The sequence below is a fragment of the Parabacteroides sp. AF18-52 genome (genome assembly GCF_003479145.1).
Taxonomy (GTDB): Bacteria; Bacteroidota; Bacteroidia; order Bacteroidales; family Tannerellaceae; genus Parabacteroides; species Parabacteroides faecis.
In genome coordinates this window covers 710,401-725,903 of record NZ_QUGR01000002.1, presented here as the reverse complement: position 1 = coordinate 725,903, position 15,503 = coordinate 710,401, and the positions used below count along the sequence as shown (strand labels likewise).

The 15,503-nt window shown below is 43.2% G+C and carries 15 protein-coding genes; 12 read left to right on the top strand and 3 right to left on the bottom strand.

Annotated elements, in window-relative coordinates:
- Positions 1-37: 37 nt before the first annotated feature.
- From DWX23_RS06430 to DWX23_RS06420, 3 genes are all read left to right on the top strand, one after another.
- Positions 38-820, top strand: a complete 783-nt coding sequence (locus tag DWX23_RS06430; RefSeq protein ID WP_122373850.1) for a HipA family kinase — start codon at positions 38-40, stop codon at positions 818-820.
- Positions 798-1,181 carry a DUF3037 domain-containing protein gene (locus DWX23_RS06425; RefSeq protein WP_122373849.1) on the top strand — a complete coding sequence of 128 codons (384 nt, stop codon included), beginning with the start codon at positions 798-800 and terminating at the stop codon, positions 1,179-1,181. The genes DWX23_RS06430 and DWX23_RS06425 overlap by 23 nt, the downstream gene beginning before the upstream one ends.
- A gap of 404 nt (positions 1,182-1,585) precedes the next feature.
- Positions 1,586-2,098 carry an SRPBCC family protein gene (locus tag DWX23_RS06420; RefSeq protein WP_122354384.1) on the top strand — a complete coding sequence of 171 codons (513 nt, stop codon included), beginning with the start codon at positions 1,586-1,588 and terminating at the stop codon, positions 2,096-2,098.
- A 9-nt stretch (positions 2,099-2,107) separates the two neighbouring features.
- Here DWX23_RS06420 and DWX23_RS06415 read toward each other — a convergent pair whose 3' ends face one another.
- Together DWX23_RS06415 and DWX23_RS06410 are read right to left on the bottom strand one after the other, a co-directional pair.
- Positions 2,108-3,157, bottom strand: a complete 1,050-nt coding sequence (locus DWX23_RS06415) for a linear amide C-N hydrolase (RefSeq protein WP_122354383.1) — start codon at positions 3,155-3,157, stop codon at positions 2,108-2,110.
- Positions 3,158-3,244: 87 nt separating this feature from the next.
- Positions 3,245-3,820 carry an RNA polymerase sigma-70 factor gene (locus DWX23_RS06410; RefSeq protein WP_122373848.1) on the bottom strand — a complete coding sequence of 192 codons (576 nt, stop codon included), beginning with the start codon at positions 3,818-3,820 and terminating at the stop codon, positions 3,245-3,247.
- Positions 3,821-3,917: 97 nt separating this feature from the next.
- Here DWX23_RS06410 and DWX23_RS06405 point away from each other — a divergent pair, with 97 nt between their 5' ends.
- From DWX23_RS06405 to DWX23_RS06375, 7 genes are all read left to right on the top strand, one after another.
- Entirely contained in the window at positions 3,918-4,505 is a 588-nt protein-coding gene (locus tag DWX23_RS06405) for an FKBP-type peptidyl-prolyl cis-trans isomerase (RefSeq protein WP_122373847.1), read from the top strand.
- A 13-nt stretch (positions 4,506-4,518) separates the two neighbouring features.
- Positions 4,519-5,238, top strand: coding sequence for an FKBP-type peptidyl-prolyl cis-trans isomerase (locus tag DWX23_RS06400; protein WP_122373846.1), 720 nt, complete (start codon positions 4,519-4,521; stop codon positions 5,236-5,238).
- Between the two features lie 170 nt (positions 5,239-5,408).
- A complete protein-coding gene (locus DWX23_RS06395) occupies positions 5,409-5,876 on the top strand; it encodes an Lrp/AsnC family transcriptional regulator (protein ID WP_005860962.1) in 468 nt (155 codons plus the stop codon).
- A gap of 99 nt (positions 5,877-5,975) precedes the next feature.
- Positions 5,976-7,355 carry a S8 family serine peptidase gene (locus DWX23_RS06390; protein ID WP_122354379.1) on the top strand — a complete coding sequence of 460 codons (1,380 nt, stop codon included), beginning with the start codon at positions 5,976-5,978 and terminating at the stop codon, positions 7,353-7,355.
- On the top strand, positions 7,336-8,679 hold the full coding sequence (xseA, locus tag DWX23_RS06385) for an exodeoxyribonuclease VII large subunit (protein ID WP_122373845.1): 1,344 nt from the start codon (positions 7,336-7,338) through the stop codon (positions 8,677-8,679). The genes DWX23_RS06390 and xseA overlap by 20 nt, the downstream gene beginning before the upstream one ends.
- 13 nt (positions 8,680-8,692) lie before the next feature.
- Complete coding sequence (gene xseB / locus DWX23_RS06380) at positions 8,693-8,890, top strand: exodeoxyribonuclease VII small subunit (protein ID WP_122354377.1); 198 nt, start codon at positions 8,693-8,695, stop codon at positions 8,888-8,890.
- Positions 8,890-9,591, top strand: coding sequence for a 2-C-methyl-D-erythritol 4-phosphate cytidylyltransferase (locus DWX23_RS06375; protein WP_122373844.1), 702 nt, complete (start codon positions 8,890-8,892; stop codon positions 9,589-9,591). The genes xseB and DWX23_RS06375 overlap by 1 nt, the downstream gene beginning before the upstream one ends.
- Before the next feature lie 17 nt (positions 9,592-9,608).
- Here the strand turns inward: DWX23_RS06375 and DWX23_RS06370 are convergent, their stop codons facing one another.
- Positions 9,609-12,335, bottom strand: a complete 2,727-nt coding sequence (locus tag DWX23_RS06370) for a family 78 glycoside hydrolase catalytic domain (protein ID WP_122373843.1) — start codon at positions 12,333-12,335, stop codon at positions 9,609-9,611.
- Between the two features lie 1,002 nt (positions 12,336-13,337).
- Between DWX23_RS06370 and DWX23_RS06365 the strand changes: the two genes are divergently transcribed.
- Both DWX23_RS06365 and DWX23_RS06360 read left to right on the top strand, forming a co-directional pair.
- Positions 13,338-14,957 (top strand): tetratricopeptide repeat protein, encoded by a 1,620-nt coding sequence (locus DWX23_RS06365; RefSeq protein WP_122373842.1) that lies wholly within the window; start codon positions 13,338-13,340, stop codon positions 14,955-14,957.
- A gap of 197 nt (positions 14,958-15,154) precedes the next feature.
- Positions 15,155-15,496, top strand: a complete 342-nt coding sequence (locus DWX23_RS06360; RefSeq protein WP_122373841.1) for a DUF3244 domain-containing protein — start codon at positions 15,155-15,157, stop codon at positions 15,494-15,496.
- The last annotated feature ends 7 nt before the right edge of the window (positions 15,497-15,503 follow it).

Here is a 15,503-nt window from a genome sequence, read left to right as displayed (position 1 = left end):
CAGGAAGTATCTTTATCTTTGTCAAAAGCATTTGAATATGGAATTGCGAACAGCGAATGTTGTCAGATATATTATGCCTTTACGGGAAGGCGGCTCGTTGCCGGCTTTGGCTGAAGCTGACGACGAATATAAATATGTTGTAAAGTTTCGTGGCGCCGGTCATGGGACTAAAGCGCTTATTGCCGAACTGATCGGTGGCGAAGTCGCACGCGCACTGGGTTTTCGTGTCCCGGAACTGGTATTTCTGAACCTGGACGAGGCTTTCGGAAGAACGGAAGGCGATGAGGAGATACAAGACCTGTTGCAGGCCAGCCGTGGTCTGAACCTGGGATTGCATTTCCTGTCGGGCGCACTGACATTCGACCCGGTAGTTAATAAGGTAGGAGAAAAGCTGGCGTCGCAGATCGTCTGGCTGGATGCCCTGCTGACCAATGTGGACCGTACGACCCGCAATACCAATATGCTGATGTGGCATAAGGAATTATGGCTGATCGATCATGGAGCATCGCTCTACTTCCATTATTCATGGTCAAACTGGCGAAAACATGCCTTGAGCCCGTTTATCCAGATCAAGGATCATGCTTTGTTGCCGGAGGCCGGTAAGCTGGAAGAAGTGAATGCTGAGTTCAAACGCCTGCTTACTCCGGAAAAGATCCGTGAGATCGTCTCCCTGATCCCGGACGACTGGTTGCAGTGGAGCGAAAGTCCCGGTACGCCGCAGGAGATAAGAGATGTCTATATGGAATTTCTGACAGAAAGGATTGCCCATTCCGAAACATTTATAAAAGAAGCGCAAGATGCAAGGAAAGCACTTATATGAATACGCCGTTATCCGCTTTGTTCCCCGGGTGGAACGTGAGGAGTTTATTAATGTTGGCATTATCATGTTCTCGAAACAGGCCCGCTTTATAAAGGCCCGTTATCAGGTGGACGAGAAGAAGCTCCGTCTGTTTTCATCGGAGCTGGATATGGATTCGTTGTATGCCAGTCTGAAAGTATTCGATCATATCTGTTCGGGTGCAAAAAACGCAGGTCCGATCGCTGCGATGGATATTCCCGAACGTTTTCGCTGGCTGACGGCTGTACGGAGCTCTTCGATACAGACCTCCCGCCCGCATCCCGGCTTTTCCTGCGATCTGGAGGCAACGTTCGGAAAATTATTTGAAGAGTTGGTGCTCTAGATCGATATCGGATATCTCGGTGGAAAAGCCTCTTTTAACTGTTAATTTTAGCAGTTTTTGTCTGTATTGTATATAGTTTTATCATCACTAACACTTTTTGGCGAAAGAAGCTTTTCCGCTTAACATATATTGTCTCTAAAAAGCTTGACAAACACTTGCTACAGCCGTATCTTTGTACTGTGGTTTTTTCATAATAGTATTAGATTTAAGGTTAACAAAGTTTGATTAGGGCTTGTCGTGAGACAGGCTTTAATTGTTTATAGAGGTTTGCTCCCGAAGCAAACCTTTTTTTGTTGGTCCCGGAAAAGTGGTATGGATTTTATCGGGAATGTTTCTGTTATATTCTTTTAATTGGTTATATTTGTAAACAATCAGTGATTCAGTTATTTAGAAATAAGCTTATAATGATGTCTTTCTTTATCTATTTTTTTATTGTCGTGGCAGGGATTGTCGCTTTGATTTTTATCATCGGACTTCTTTTGCCGAATGAAAGGACCGCAACCAGTGAATGTTATTATAATGCATCGCCGGAGAAGGTATATAATGCGCTGACGAATAATGCCGATTACGGTTATCGCAGCGATCTGGAAGAAATTGTCATTATAGAAGAAAATGACGGGATAGAAGTCTGGGATGAGATAGCGAAGAATGGCTCCGTCATCCGTTTTCGGACTGCCCATAAAAAGCCTTATTCTTTGTATGAGTTCGATATTGTCCGGGGGAACGGATTCACCGGTCACTGGAAAGGAGAATTGAAAGCAACCAGTACAGGCGGGACGCATTTTACGTCGACGGAAACCATTCGGATGAAAAATCCTTTCCTCAAAGTCCTTTCCCGCTTATTCTTCAATCTGGAGAAGTTCATGCACACCTATCAAAATGATCTGCGGGTAAAGTTGAGTGAAGATATTGCATAAAAAGGGAGCTTAATGAGCTCCCAGGAATTTGAATGGTTCAGTTACGACAAACTGATCTGCCGTATTACCCGCATAGGTTTTACCGCCCACCAGGTCCAGCATTTTAACCGGTGCCTTTTCTGAAAAATCCACATCCTTGAAATCAACCCAGAAGATATTAGGATGAATGGTCGATTCGTAATAATAGACTTTATTCTTTTGATCGGAAACGGTTCTCCATATCGTAGATGAAATATTCGGTTGGTCGGGTGTTGTAATACCCAACGGAACCGACGTGTTACGGATCACGCTGAATACACTAGCCACTGCCATGCGTGTATCTTCTACCTTCGGTATGGCATTGATATAGAAAGAAGCACGGACAAAACGGTCGGCCGCCCGGTTGGTTCCGGGTAAGAAAGTCGTTCCTCCGATATTCTTCCAGTATTCGTCCAAAGCCAACTGTTGGTCGAAAACAGGTGAGTTGGTCATGACCTGGTAGGATTTGTCATGGTGGATGTTCAGTTTCCCGTTCACATATTCGAAGATGGCATTATCGCCGTTATCATCAGAGATGGAAAGGTGTAATGTCGCCATCCGGGTTCCGTCCGGCATCATATCCGATACCACTTCAAATGTCCCTTTTTCAACAAAATCGACAGCTTCGTCCACTGTCGCAAAATTATCCAGCATATATTGAACCCAGGCAGCAATGGATAATCCCGGCTTCTTGCCGTCCCATTGGGGATACTCCGATTCGGCGAGCCAGAGCAGGTTGGCTACCAGTCCTTTTTCATTCATCCCGTCCGTACTGCAAATGTCGTATGCTGAAGTAACTACGCTACCATATTTAGAAGTCCATTCCAATGGATTTTTACCTATTTCGCCATTGCGTTGCATTCCTCGTGGAAATATCCAGAGGTTACTGCGGCTGTCTTCTTTCCAGTCCATTGTCCGTCCGGTCAACACCGTATTTCCTTTTCCCTGATAGACAACTCTGGTACAGGCATCTGCCGGGCTGAACTGTGCACTCGCTGTAATTGCGGCTAACGCTATTCCCCATTTCTTAATACATCTCATAATCTTATCGTTTTATTATATAAACGATTAGTCTGTCAGAAAGTTTAAGTTTCTCTGTTATTTCTATTTCAGGCTGTCCGGCTAACTTCAGAGTTCTCCTATTTTGGTCAGAACCATAAGTAACGGCAAATAATCCTTTAACCTGCTGCGGAATAGTTTCAATGCTTTCGAAATATGGAACTCGATTGTTTTGATGCTGAGGTCCAGTTCTGCCGCAATCTCCCGGTTGGTCATACTCTCGTACCGGCTTTTAAAGAAGATCGTACGGGTCTGTTCCGGTAATTCGTCCAGTGTTTTCCGGATGATTTCTTTTACTTCGATGGTGAAGAGCTCTGACGGGTCGCACGACTCGAGAGAAGAGATACGGAAATTTAGTTCGCGTTGGCGGTGGTCATATAGCTGATCTTCCGCATCAGTCCGGATGGTCAGGTGTCGTAAGTGGTTGAGTGCCTTGTTTTTTACAGATGTTAATAGGTATCCGGGGATATTGGTGTCGGCAGGTAGCTCCTTTCTTTTCTCCCAATACTGGATAATTGCCTCCATGTAAATATCCTCCGCGGCGGCCATATCCCTTACGTATGAATTGGCAAACAAGATGAACGGCTCTCTGAATTGATCGAAGAGCGTTGAAAATAGTGAAGATTCCGTTCGTTGTTCTCCCATAACAGATGCAAAAGTAATAAAAAAGTACCTTTTGATGTCGTTTGTGTAGTTAAAAGCATTACTTTTGTAGCTTGTAATTAGTTGAAAACGAAAAAGAATGGATAAAGTAAGTTATGCACTTGGCTTAAGTATCGGAAATAATTTCCAGAACTCGGGCATTAATGATCTTCAGATTGAAGACTTTGTGAAAGGATTGAAAGATATTTTGGGCGGCCAGACTCCTGAAATCAGTTATGACGAAGCTAAGCAGGTGATCAACGATTACTTCATGAAGCTACAAAAAGAAAAATTTGAAATCAATAAGAAAGCAGGCGAAGAATTCCTGACTATCAATAAAGGAAAAGCAGGTGTTGTAACGCTGCCCAGCGGATTGCAATATCAGGTACTTCAGAAAGGTGAAGGCCCAACGCCGACTGCTTCCGACAACGTAAAATGTCATTATCACGGAACTTTAATCAACGGTACAGTGTTTGATAGTTCAGTACAGCGCGGCGAACCGGCTGTATTCGGAGTATCGCAGGTAATCCCGGGATGGGTGGAAGCATTGCAGCTAATGCCGGTAGGTTCCAAATGGAGACTGTTCATCCCTTCCAACCTGGCTTATGGCGAACATGGAGCAGGAGAAGTTATCGAGCCGAACAGCGCATTGGTTTTTGATGTCGAATTATTGGACATAGTAAAATAATTTATAGAGAAAAATGAAAAAGATTAATGTTTTAGTTGCTACGGTTATTGTAGCGTTGGGCGTTTCTGCCACATCTTGTGACTCAAAAAGAAGTGCCAGCCTGAAAACTGGTGCGGATAGCGCGAGCTATGCAATCGGTATTGCGAACGGAAGTATGTTCAAACAGAATCTGGAAGGCATGCCTGGTGGTCCTGTTAATATTGACGATCTGTTGGCTGGTTTCGAAGCAGCTTTGAAGAACGATACTACTGGTGCGAAGATGACTATGGAACAGGCTCAGGCTTTTCTGAACACTTATTTTGTAGAAGCTCAGGCTAAAGAAGCTGAGAAAGCAAAAGAAGAAGGAGATAAGTTCCTTGCTGAAAACAAGACAAAAGAAGGTGTTATCACTACAGAAAGCGGTTTGCAGTATAAAGTGGAAACTGAAGGTACAGGTGCAAAACCTGCAAAAGAAGATCGGGTAAAAGTACACTATACAGGTACATTGCTGGACGGAACTAAGTTCGATAGCTCTGTAGATCGTGGTGAACCTGCTGAATTTGCTGTAGACCGGGTGATTGCGGGATGGACTGAAGTTCTGCAGATTATGCCGGTTGGTTCTAAATATATTATTTGGGTTCCGGCTGAATTGGGTTATGGTCAACAACCTCCTCGCGGAAGCAATATCAAACCGAACAGTACTTTGAAGTTTGAAATAGAATTACTGGATATCGTGAAAGACGACCAGAAATAACAATATTACATTTGTAAATAAAGGGGCGGGTAAATTATGCTAAAAAGCATTATTTGCCCGCTTTTATTATTTATTTAGTACTTTTTTCTTTCAGAATGATAGATTGTTGAAAATAATTATATACTTTTGATATATAAATAACAAGAGCGTATAATAAAGCGATAGAGAAAATGGAGAAAATAGACAAACTGGACCGGCAGATATTGAACATTATTTCAAAAAATGCCAGGATTCCTTTCAAGGATGTAGCTGAAGAGTGTGGCGTGTCGCGTGCAGCCATCCATCAACGGGTACAGCGCATGATTGATATGAATGTGATCGTTGGGTCAGGTTATCATATTAATCCGAAGATTCTGGGATATAATACCTGTACATACATCGGTGTAAAGTTGGAACGTGGTTCCATGTACAAAGATGTCGTACCTGAGTTCGAGAAGATTCCGGAAGTAGTCGAATGTCATTTTACAACAGGTCCGTACACAATGCTGATCAAATTGTATGCCCGTGATAATGAGCATCTGATGGAATTGTTAAATTCAAAAATTCAGGAGATACCGGGTGTGACGGCTACGGAGACATTGATCTCTTTGCGTCAGAGTGTGAAACGCGAAATCCCTATCTGCAACATCAACGAATAAATTATTCTAAAAAATAGAAGCCCGGCCTCCTTGTGAGTTGCCGGGCTTTTTTATATCCACGGCAATTACTACTTTTGTAGGGTTGAGTTATATGTTCCCATGAAAAAATATATAGGACTGTTTGTTTTGTTATGCTGCTTTTCTTCGTGGCTCACTGCCGGAGAAAGCTATTGTTTTCGTGTTTACCTGAAAGATAAAGGCGATTCCGGATTTTCTGTAGACGAACCGGAAGCATTCCTGTCGAAAGAATCCATACAACGGCGTAAAAAGTCGGGAACCCCTGTTACTGTCTCCGATCTTCCTATTGCCCGGGCTTATCTGGATACATTGGCTGCTACCGGGGGAGAACCGGTAGTGCAGAGCAAATGGCTTTCCACTGTGGTTGTCGCCAGTAAGGACAGTACTGTTGCCGACCGGCTCAAAGGGCTGGCAATGGTCGATTCGGTAAAATGGGTCTGGAAAGGAAGCAATGATGTTGTTCCGGCCCAGGAAGACGATCAGGAGATACGCCTTGTTCCATCCGATACGCCTCTGAAAGAAAAATACGGATATGCGGAAAACCAGATCAAAATGTTGAACGGTGTCAAATTGCATGAAGCCGGATTCAGGGGAGAAGGAATGCGTGTTGCAGTGATCGACGCCGGTTTCCAGAATGTCGACCGTATCTGTGTATTCGATTCCCTGCAACTGATCGGGACGCACAATGTGATTTATCCCGGGCGTAGCGTTTATGAGGCTGATGATCACGGGACGAAAGTATTATCCTGTATGGCTGCCAATATGCCTGGTATAATGGTGGGAACAGCCCCTAAGGCGTCTTATTTGCTGATCAAGAGTGAAGACAGCGATTCGGAATATCCGATAGAAGAAGATTATTGGGCGGCGGCCGTCGAATATGCTGATAGCGTGGGAGTGGATGTGATCTCTTCTTCATTAGGTTATTTTGCTTTCGATGCGGACGAGTTATCTTACGACCAGGCTGCCCTCGACGGGAAGAGTTCGCTGATCAGCCAGGCCGCCCATCTGGCTGGCCAGAAAGGTATCCTGATGTTCTGTAGTGCAGGAAATGAAGGCAACGGTAGCTGGGGGAAGATTACCTTTCCTTCGGATGCTTCGGATATCCTGACGGTAGGATCTGTCACGGAAGAAAAGAAAAAGAGTGTTTTCAGTTCCGTCGGTTTTACAGCCGATTATCGTGTGAAACCGGATGTTGTCGCGCTGGGATCAGGTAGCTGTGTGATCGATCCGCAGGGAAATATACGGTATGCCAGCGGAACATCCTTTGCGACCCCTATATTGGCAGGGATGGGGGTCTGCTTGTGGCAGGCATTGCCCGGATTAAGCAACAAAGAAATCATAGCCTTATTGCAGGAGGTATCGAGCCAGGCCAAACGCCCTGATGCTGAACTGGGGTATGGCATTCCGAATATATATAAAGCCTATAAGAAAGGAACGCAATATGCCAGGGCTGAACATTAATCCGGAGTATACGGGAAATGAACGCAGGGAGTTCTCTTTGCTGGAACTGAATAATCTGGTTCACGTCGCTGTCAGTGAGGCATTTCCCGGTACCTGCTGGGTACGGGCGGAAATGAGCGATGTGCGGACAAATGCATCTTCCGGGCATTGTTATCTGGAGTTCATCGAGAAAAATCCGGTAACCGGACAACTGGTAGCCAAAGCACGCGGCTCGATATGGGCAAAGACGTTCCGGATGCTGAAACCTTATTTCGAGATGGAGACCGGACAGTTGTTTGCTTCCGGGTTGAAAGTGTTGGTAAAAGTATCCGTCGAGTTCCATGAGTTATATGGATATAGCCTGACAGTGTTGGATATCGATCCGGCCTATACGTTGGGGGATATGTTGCGGAAGCGGATGGAGATCATCCGTCAGTTGAAGGAGGAAGGCGTGTTTACGCTGAATAAGGAACTACCGTTCCCTGTCCTGCCGAAACGTATTGCCGTCGTTACTTCACCTACGGCTGCCGGTTATGAGGATTTTCTGAATCAGCTGGCGGGTAATAAAGCCGGTTATTCCTTCTATACAAAACTATTCCCTGCGCTGATGCAGGGAGAAAGGACGGAAGAGTCGGTTATTGCTGCACTCGACCGTATTTATCATCATATCGACTGTTTTGATGTGGTCGTGATCATCCGCGGAGGTGGTTCCACATCGGATCTGAATAGTTTCGATTCCTATCTGCTGGCGGCTAACTGTGCCCAGTTTCCGCTACCTGTGATAACCGGTATCGGGCATGAGCGCGATGACACCATTCTCGATATGGTTGCCCATACACGGATGAAAACGCCTACAGCAGTGGCTGAGTTCCTGATCGGCCGTATGGATGCCGCCGCTGGAGAACTGGAAGAACTTCAACAGGATGTCTGCGAACTGGCTAATAATATACTGCTGAAGCAGAAGAATTTCCTGCAATTACTGGGCGCGCGTCTGCCGGTGATCGTAACGAACCGGATCGAACGTAACCGGTCATTTCTGCAAATGGTCGGAAATAAGCTGCCGGCGTCTGCTTCTGCCATGTTGCTTCGCCGTCGTTCGGCTTTGGAAAGTATGCAGATGCAATTGCAGAACCGTGTAACTTCCCGTTTGGCGGAAGATGCCCGTTTTATCCAACTGACAGAGCAGTTTATCAAAATGGCTTCTCCCGACTATGTACTGAAACGGGGATACAGCCTGGCGCTGAAAGATGGTAAAATCATCAAACATGCAACCGAGTTGAGTTCCGGTGACGAGCTGGTCACGCGGTTTGCGGATGGTGAGGTGAAGAGTATCGTTAAAAAATAAATCATTCAGAAATATGACAAAGAAAGAGGAAACATACAATGAAGCGGTTGAAAAACTGCGGAAGATCGTTGCCGATATAGAGAACGGCGAATTGGATGTGGATATACTCTCCGAGAAAGTGAAGGAGGCAACCCGTTTAATCAAGCTGTGTAAAGAGAAACTGTATAAGGTGGATGAAGATGTAAAAAAGGTTCTGGAGGAACTGGAGTGATGCGTAAATATGTATTGATCGTAGCCGGGGGAAAAGGACTCCGGATGGGAGGGGATCTGCCTAAGCAGTTTATCCCGCTGGAAGGGAAACCCATCCTGATGCATACCTTGGAAACATTTCACCGTTGGGATGCTTCGGCAGAATTGATACTGGTCCTCCCCGAAGACCATCAACCTTATTGGAACATGCTTTGCCGGGAGATCGGGTGTAAAGCACCTCACCGGATAGCGAATGGAGGCGAGACGCGTTTTCATTCCGTCCGGAACGGATTGCAATTCCTTTCGGAAGAAATTGGAAATACATCCGGGAGGAATGAAAAAGCCCTGGTTGCAGTGCACGACGGCGTACGCCCGTTTGTCTCTTCCGAAGTGATCGGCAGCTGTTTTGCGGAAGCAGAACAAAGTGGGGCGGCAATCCCTGTGTTGCCTATGATCGATTCATTGCGCGAGACGGACGGAAACGAGTCGCATCCGGTAGATCGCGGACGGTATGTTGCGGTACAGACACCACAGGTTTTTCGCAGTGACATATTATTAAAAGCATACGAGCAGCCTTTTACCCCCCTTTTCACGGATGATGCATCTGTTGTTGAGGCTGCCGGGATATCGGTTCAGCTGGTTCCCGGAAATCGTGAGAATATCAAGCTAACGACACCGTTCGATTTGCTGATAGCAGAAGCGTTATTTTCTTCTGTAAAGTAAAAAGGGGGGCTTCTTTTTTAATCCGTTTCAAAGCTATATTTTCCGGATGGCACTTCCATCACAGCATATCCATCCTGTATACCTTTAAAACTGATTCCTTTTACTTTATGGATAGCATTACCGCTCTCTTTCACTGTTTTTCCGGAAATAACCGGAAGATAAACCGTGGCGTGACTTCCGACCGGAACTTCCACATCCATTTTGAAACTCTTCTCCTGTTTTTTCCAGTCTACGCCGGCAACACCATACGGAGTACGGGTTGAATAAGTTGCATAAGAAATAGCTTCGGGAGGACACGGTTTGATGATGATATGTTTGTAGCCCACTTCCTTCTGATCAGTGTTCAAACCCGCCAGTTTCCGGTAGAACCAGGTGAAACCGCCGCCGAACATCGGATGATTCCGGGAATTGTTACCGTTCCATTCCTCCCAGGTGGTAGTGGCACCCTGGGAAATCCACCAGCCGTAACCGGGCATGTCTTTTTTATCCATGGCTTCATAAGCCAGTTCATTCATCCCGTTGTCTGCCAGTGTCTCAAAAAAGAATTGAGTACCGAAAATACCTGTGTATAAGTGTCCGTTATGGGCACGCACTTCTTCCCGTACCGTTTCCTGTACATCTTTCTTTACTTCATCCGGAACTCCCATCACCAGAGCGAAGATATTGCTGCCTGAAGGACCATACGTTTTAGTCTCCGGATTATAGAAACGTTTGTGGAAAGCCTGCCGTGTTTTCTCTGCCAGAGCGGAGAAAAGGCTTGCATCCTTTTTCTCTCCCAGTGCTGATGCCGCTTTTGCCGTAAGATCGGCACAACGCCAGAGATAGAATGTATGAACCAGGTCTTTCGGAGGGAATCCGTCTGCTGGGCACCATTCTCCCAGGTTGTGCCATTCGCTGACGTTTCCGTTGCTTTTTATCTGCGAAAGCATGATGCCGTCGGAATCTACCCAGGTTTGCATGTACCGGAGCTGTTCTTTCATTCCGGTATAATTGGCAGCCAGCAAATCTTTATCTGCATAATGCTGATAAAACTCCCACGGCATAATGTTCATAGCTGCTCCCCATGCCACGCCGCCTCCGCAGCCGGGTTGCCAGGGTGCGCCGTTCGGAACATAACCGGTCGCTTTGTTCTGGGCAAGCAATATGTCTTTGATCCATTTGGTATATAAAGCTGCGGCATCATAATTATGCATGACGGTGACGCAAGCCACCTGTCCGTCGCCGGTATAGGCGGAACGCTCCCGATGGGGACAGTCGCTGATAATACTGCCGTGCGAGTTGTCTGTCAGGCTTCGTCTCCATATCTTATTGATCTGGTTGAAAAGCGGGTTTGAGCAGTCGAAATGTCCGGTCGTCTCAAGCTCCGTATATACAGCTTCCGCTGTCAGGTTATTTTCCCGGAGTTCACCCGGCCAGTTGATAATCTCTGCTTCCCGGAAGACAAACCAGGTAAAGCGGGCGGCATACGATTCCGGTCCGTCTCCTTTCATCGTATAAGAGTTGGAACCGTTCGGCGATTCACAGATATAACGGATTTCCACTTTCCGGCCGGCTTCTCCCTGCATATTATGCAGATGTACCCAGCCGGATATTTCTTCCCCGAAATCGACTTTGTAATTCCCGTTTTCCAGTCGTGTGATCTTTTTCGGTTTCAAGACTTCCATAACCTTGTCGGAATGAGACATCTGTGCCTGTAGTTCACCTTCCGGCGCTTTCCGTACGACGGCAGACTCCCATCCGTCAGCCGGTTTGTCCGGTGAGCACCAATCCGGCTGTTCCAGCCGGGCGTCATAATGTTCTCCCTGGTAAATTCCATCTAAGACAATGGCGCTACGCGATACTTTCCAGGAAGTGTCCGATGTGATGACCTCCTCGCTGCCGTCGGTGTAGCCGATATGTAGCTGTGCGATCAGGCGTGGCGATCCGTAGGGCATCGTCCAGCTTAGCGCTGCATTATAAAAGCCGTTACCTAACAGGCAGCCGAGTGCATTTTTACCTTGTTTTAATGCTTCTTTCAGGTCGTAGCAGAGATAGAGTACATTATAGCCTTTGAAATTATCGTCGAGGGTCACACGGGTCACATCCAGGTCGTCCCGTTTCCCATAATTGGTTTGGTTGGGAACCAGAACGTCGTTGCCGACTTTTTCTCCGTTCAGATATAATTCAAAATAACCCAATCCACTGATATAGATTTTTGCTGAAGCTATTTCTTTGGAAACGGTAAAATCTTTTCGGAAGAGTGGGGCAGGAGGAAGTGTTTTGTCTGCCGATTTTGCCGTGGCTTCTTCGCTTTGCCAGGGCGCACCGATCCATTGTGCTTTCCATTCATCGGCATTCAGCAATCCCATATTCCAGCGGGCAGGTTCACTCCAGTCCGATATTTTTCCGTTGGCATCCCAAACGCGGACTTGCCACCAGCATTCCTGTCTCGATTGTAACGGCTTTCCTTCGTAACGAACCAGAAAGGACTGGCTACTTTTTTTCTTACCACTGTCCCAAAGGTCGGCCTGTTCCTTTTTCAGTTTCTCGGCCGATGAAGCAACCCGTATCTGATAGGCGGTCTGCTGTTGTCCTCGTTCACCGGGAGCGGCTGTATTGATCCACGACAACCGGGGATGCCGGGCATCTATAACGGAGGGATCGACCAGGTATTCGCAGGTGAGCCTGACAGGGGTAAGAGTTGCATTTGCTGTCAAAACAAAAAGAAATGACAAAAGAATTGAAATACCGGATTTAAGTTTCATATCGACAAAGTTTAGTTCTAGATGGATTGCGACAAATGTATATGATTTTTGTCGATGCTCAAATAGCGAACCTGTACTTGTGTCAGATTTGACAAGAAAATTGTCAAAATCCAAAACTATACCGACTGTCGATAGGGCGGCAAGGTTTGTGCCGATAGGCAAAGAGTATCATACATTTTGTATGATACAAAATGTATGATGTTCGTGATTTTATGGTATCGAGTATATGACTTATTTCTTTCTTGTTGGCTTGAATTGACTTTTTGATAGTATACCTAAGAATATATATTTAATAAACAGGTTCTAAGGTTTGTCAGTATTTGTGTCCAATTTTGAGAATAGAAATATCAAAATGTAAAATGAACTCTTTTGTCTGTGGCTTGTATGTATTGTTTATGGAGAGTGGAACTTTTTATTCATCTTACACGATGTTTATGAATATCGTTATTTTGATATTTGTTGGATGATTGTTGCTTTATGAATCGTTTTTTTTATGATTATGTGGAAGAGGGAATGAAGATGTTTTATATTCGTGTGAATTTGTTGTTTTGTTTTTGTTGGTGTTGTTACTCTTTCTGGAAAATAAATCTGTTCTAAAGCAGGTGTTTTAACGTGAAAAAGTGATTAAAAACAGAGTTACTCATCTGTAATTAACAAAAATTTAGCCTTAAATAAAGTCCCATTTCGTTTAAAAGGAAAAATATTTCGTTTTAAACGAGATTGAAATTTGCTTTAAACGAAGGTAGAGAATTGCTATTGATATGTCTAATGTTAATTTATGTGTTTATTCTTCTTCTGGTTCATCTGTTTTGTGTAAGATGGTTGGTATCGGAAGCATATAAAAGGAAGCATTATGGTTTTATTTTATAGTAATGTGTGTCTTGTTGATATTTCAATGAATGTATTTTAGTTGGATTTTTTGTGTTGAAAATACTTTTGTAAATTTGTGTGTATGGCTTTTTATTCGGATATTGCATTTCAAAACAGCACACAAGTATTGATATGAAAAACGCTATACTACTATTTATTCTTTTCTGTTTGTTCTTTTCATGTAAAAGTAACAATGAGATCAGTATAAAGATAAAGGAAGCGGAAGAGTTGATCCGGATTGAACAACCGGATAGCGCTTTTTCTCTTTTAGAAAGCATTACTAATCCGGATGTGCTGAATGATAAAATCTTTGCTCATTTCTGTTTGATCTATGCCGGTTTATCCGAACAGTTAGGTGAGGATATGCCGTTTGTCCCTCAAATGGAGAGGGCAAATACTTATTACGAAAAACATGGTTCGCAAGAAGAAAAGATGAATTGCCTGTTGTATTTGGGAATGTCCTATGAGGAGGAGACCGATTTTGAGTGGGCTATGAAATCTTATTTACAAGCGGTAGAGATAGCGAAAAATGCGAAAAAATATTTGCTGGTCGGGAAATTGTATAATAAAATTGCCGGATTACATGATTATGATGATAATTACGATGAGGCACAACGCTATTATCAACTATCCGGAGAATATTATCTAAGAGGAGGAGATAGCCTGAATTATATTTATTCGATTCGTGATATCGGTTCGAATTATACCATAAAAGAAGAGTATGGTGAGGCTTCGGAATCGTTCCAAAAGGCTTATCGATTGGCATTGAGTCTGAATGATTCATTATTATTAAGTTCTATAACTAACCGCTTGGGGATTAACTATAAAGAAATGGGTAATTATTCATTAGCAGAAAAATACTTGTTTCAATCGATTGCTTATGATAAAGCAGGTAGTGCTCCTACTTATTTGGCTTTGGTTGATTTATATACACGAAAAAAGGAATATGGAAAGGCACGAGAGTATATAGAAATGGCTTCTATTTATCGTACTGCGAAGCGTAGACTTACGGGAGGCCTGTTGTATCAATTATACTTACTAGAAAAAGAACAGGGAAATTATTCTTTGTCTTTGGGTTATTATGAACAGTATACTAATTATGCAGATTCTATAGCGGATTTAAAAGCTCGGATAGATGTTCTAAAAGTAGAAAGAAGATATGACTATGCAAATTTGTTGAATGATAATAATGAGTTGCAAATTAGAAATCAGGAAATTTTTATTGTTTGTATTTTTCTGTTATTGGTGAGCTTATTTTTGTTTGTATTATATAAATATAGAGTTGCTTTAAAAAATAGATATATACTTGATCAACAGAAAAAAATAGCTGATGCGAACTATACCTTGCAAGAAAAGGAATTTGCAGTAGAAGGATTAAGTACTGATATATTGAAGATCAGGGAAAATATATTGAAGAGTTCTGCTGTCTATAAAAAAATAATTAGAAACTCTCAATCGGTGGAAGAAGCTAAAAAGTGTTTGTTAACAGATCAGGAATGGTTGACATTAAAAGAAATATTAAAAACTACTTATTTGTTCTTTATCGATAACTTACAAAATAGCTTTTCAAATCTAACTGAAGATGAGATACGTTTTTGCTGTTTGCTGAAAATTGGATTAAACAGTCAGCAATTATCTATTCTTTTAAATATCCAGCCTACCTCTGTCAGCCATAAACGTTATCGTATCATGAAGAAAGGCAAATTGGAGAATACCAATACAACATTAGAAGAGTTTATTTTCGGCTTGTGATTTGATGCTTCGAAAAGGGTAATTTGATACTTCATACATATGTTTTTATATGTATTAGATATTTTGATCTTTGATTATTAGTACTTTATTCAGATATTGAGTATTTGTTCCCATACATATCCTTTGATAGATTTCGGCCTTCTGTTTAAGATTAGACCTGTACCTTTGCCCCTGAAATTTTAATCTTGATAGTGAATATGAATAGATCGATATTAGTCGTATTGTTGTTGTGTGTAATGGTTTCCGGTTTTGCTAAAAAGGAAATTGTTTTAAAAGATCAGTTCAGGTCTCCGCAACCTCCTATAGAGGTTTTTATTGATGAGGAGAGTAGAGAATTGACATTGGACTTGAAGAATGGTAAAGAAAATATCAAAGTTATTATAACTGACTTTTCTGGTAATAGTATATATAATAATGAAGTGAAAATGGAAGGTACATATGTACTGCCATTACCTATGATCGGGAAAGGTAAATATGTCTTATATATATTCTTGGATGAGATAGAATTACAAGGTTTTTTTGAAATAAATAACTACTAACTAATTA

Coding starts and splice junctions, on each gene's coding strand:
- DWX23_RS06430 (WP_122373850.1), top strand. CDS start 38: ATGGAATTGCGAACAGCGAATGTTGTCAGATATATTATGCCTTTACGG.
- DWX23_RS06425 (WP_122373849.1), top strand. CDS start 798: ATGCAAGGAAAGCACTTATATGAATACGCCGTTATCCGCTTTGTTCCC.
- DWX23_RS06420 (WP_122354384.1), top strand. CDS start 1,586: ATGATGTCTTTCTTTATCTATTTTTTTATTGTCGTGGCAGGGATTGTC.
- DWX23_RS06415 (WP_122354383.1), bottom strand. CDS start 3,157: ATGAGATGTATTAAGAAATGGGGAATAGCGTTAGCCGCAATTACAGCG.
- DWX23_RS06410 (WP_122373848.1), bottom strand. CDS start 3,820: ATGGGAGAACAACGAACGGAATCTTCACTATTTTCAACGCTCTTCGAT.
- DWX23_RS06405 (WP_122373847.1), top strand. CDS start 3,918: ATGGATAAAGTAAGTTATGCACTTGGCTTAAGTATCGGAAATAATTTC.
- DWX23_RS06400 (WP_122373846.1), top strand. CDS start 4,519: ATGAAAAAGATTAATGTTTTAGTTGCTACGGTTATTGTAGCGTTGGGC.
- DWX23_RS06395 (WP_005860962.1), top strand. CDS start 5,409: ATGGAGAAAATAGACAAACTGGACCGGCAGATATTGAACATTATTTCA.
- DWX23_RS06390 (WP_122354379.1), top strand. CDS start 5,976: ATGAAAAAATATATAGGACTGTTTGTTTTGTTATGCTGCTTTTCTTCG.
- xseA (WP_122373845.1), top strand. CDS start 7,336: ATGCCAGGGCTGAACATTAATCCGGAGTATACGGGAAATGAACGCAGG.
- xseB (WP_122354377.1), top strand. CDS start 8,693: ATGACAAAGAAAGAGGAAACATACAATGAAGCGGTTGAAAAACTGCGG.
- DWX23_RS06375 (WP_122373844.1), top strand. CDS start 8,890: ATGCGTAAATATGTATTGATCGTAGCCGGGGGAAAAGGACTCCGGATG.
- DWX23_RS06370 (WP_122373843.1), bottom strand. CDS start 12,335: ATGAAACTTAAATCCGGTATTTCAATTCTTTTGTCATTTCTTTTTGTT.
- DWX23_RS06365 (WP_122373842.1), top strand. CDS start 13,338: ATGAAAAACGCTATACTACTATTTATTCTTTTCTGTTTGTTCTTTTCA.
- DWX23_RS06360 (WP_122373841.1), top strand. CDS start 15,155: ATGAATAGATCGATATTAGTCGTATTGTTGTTGTGTGTAATGGTTTCC.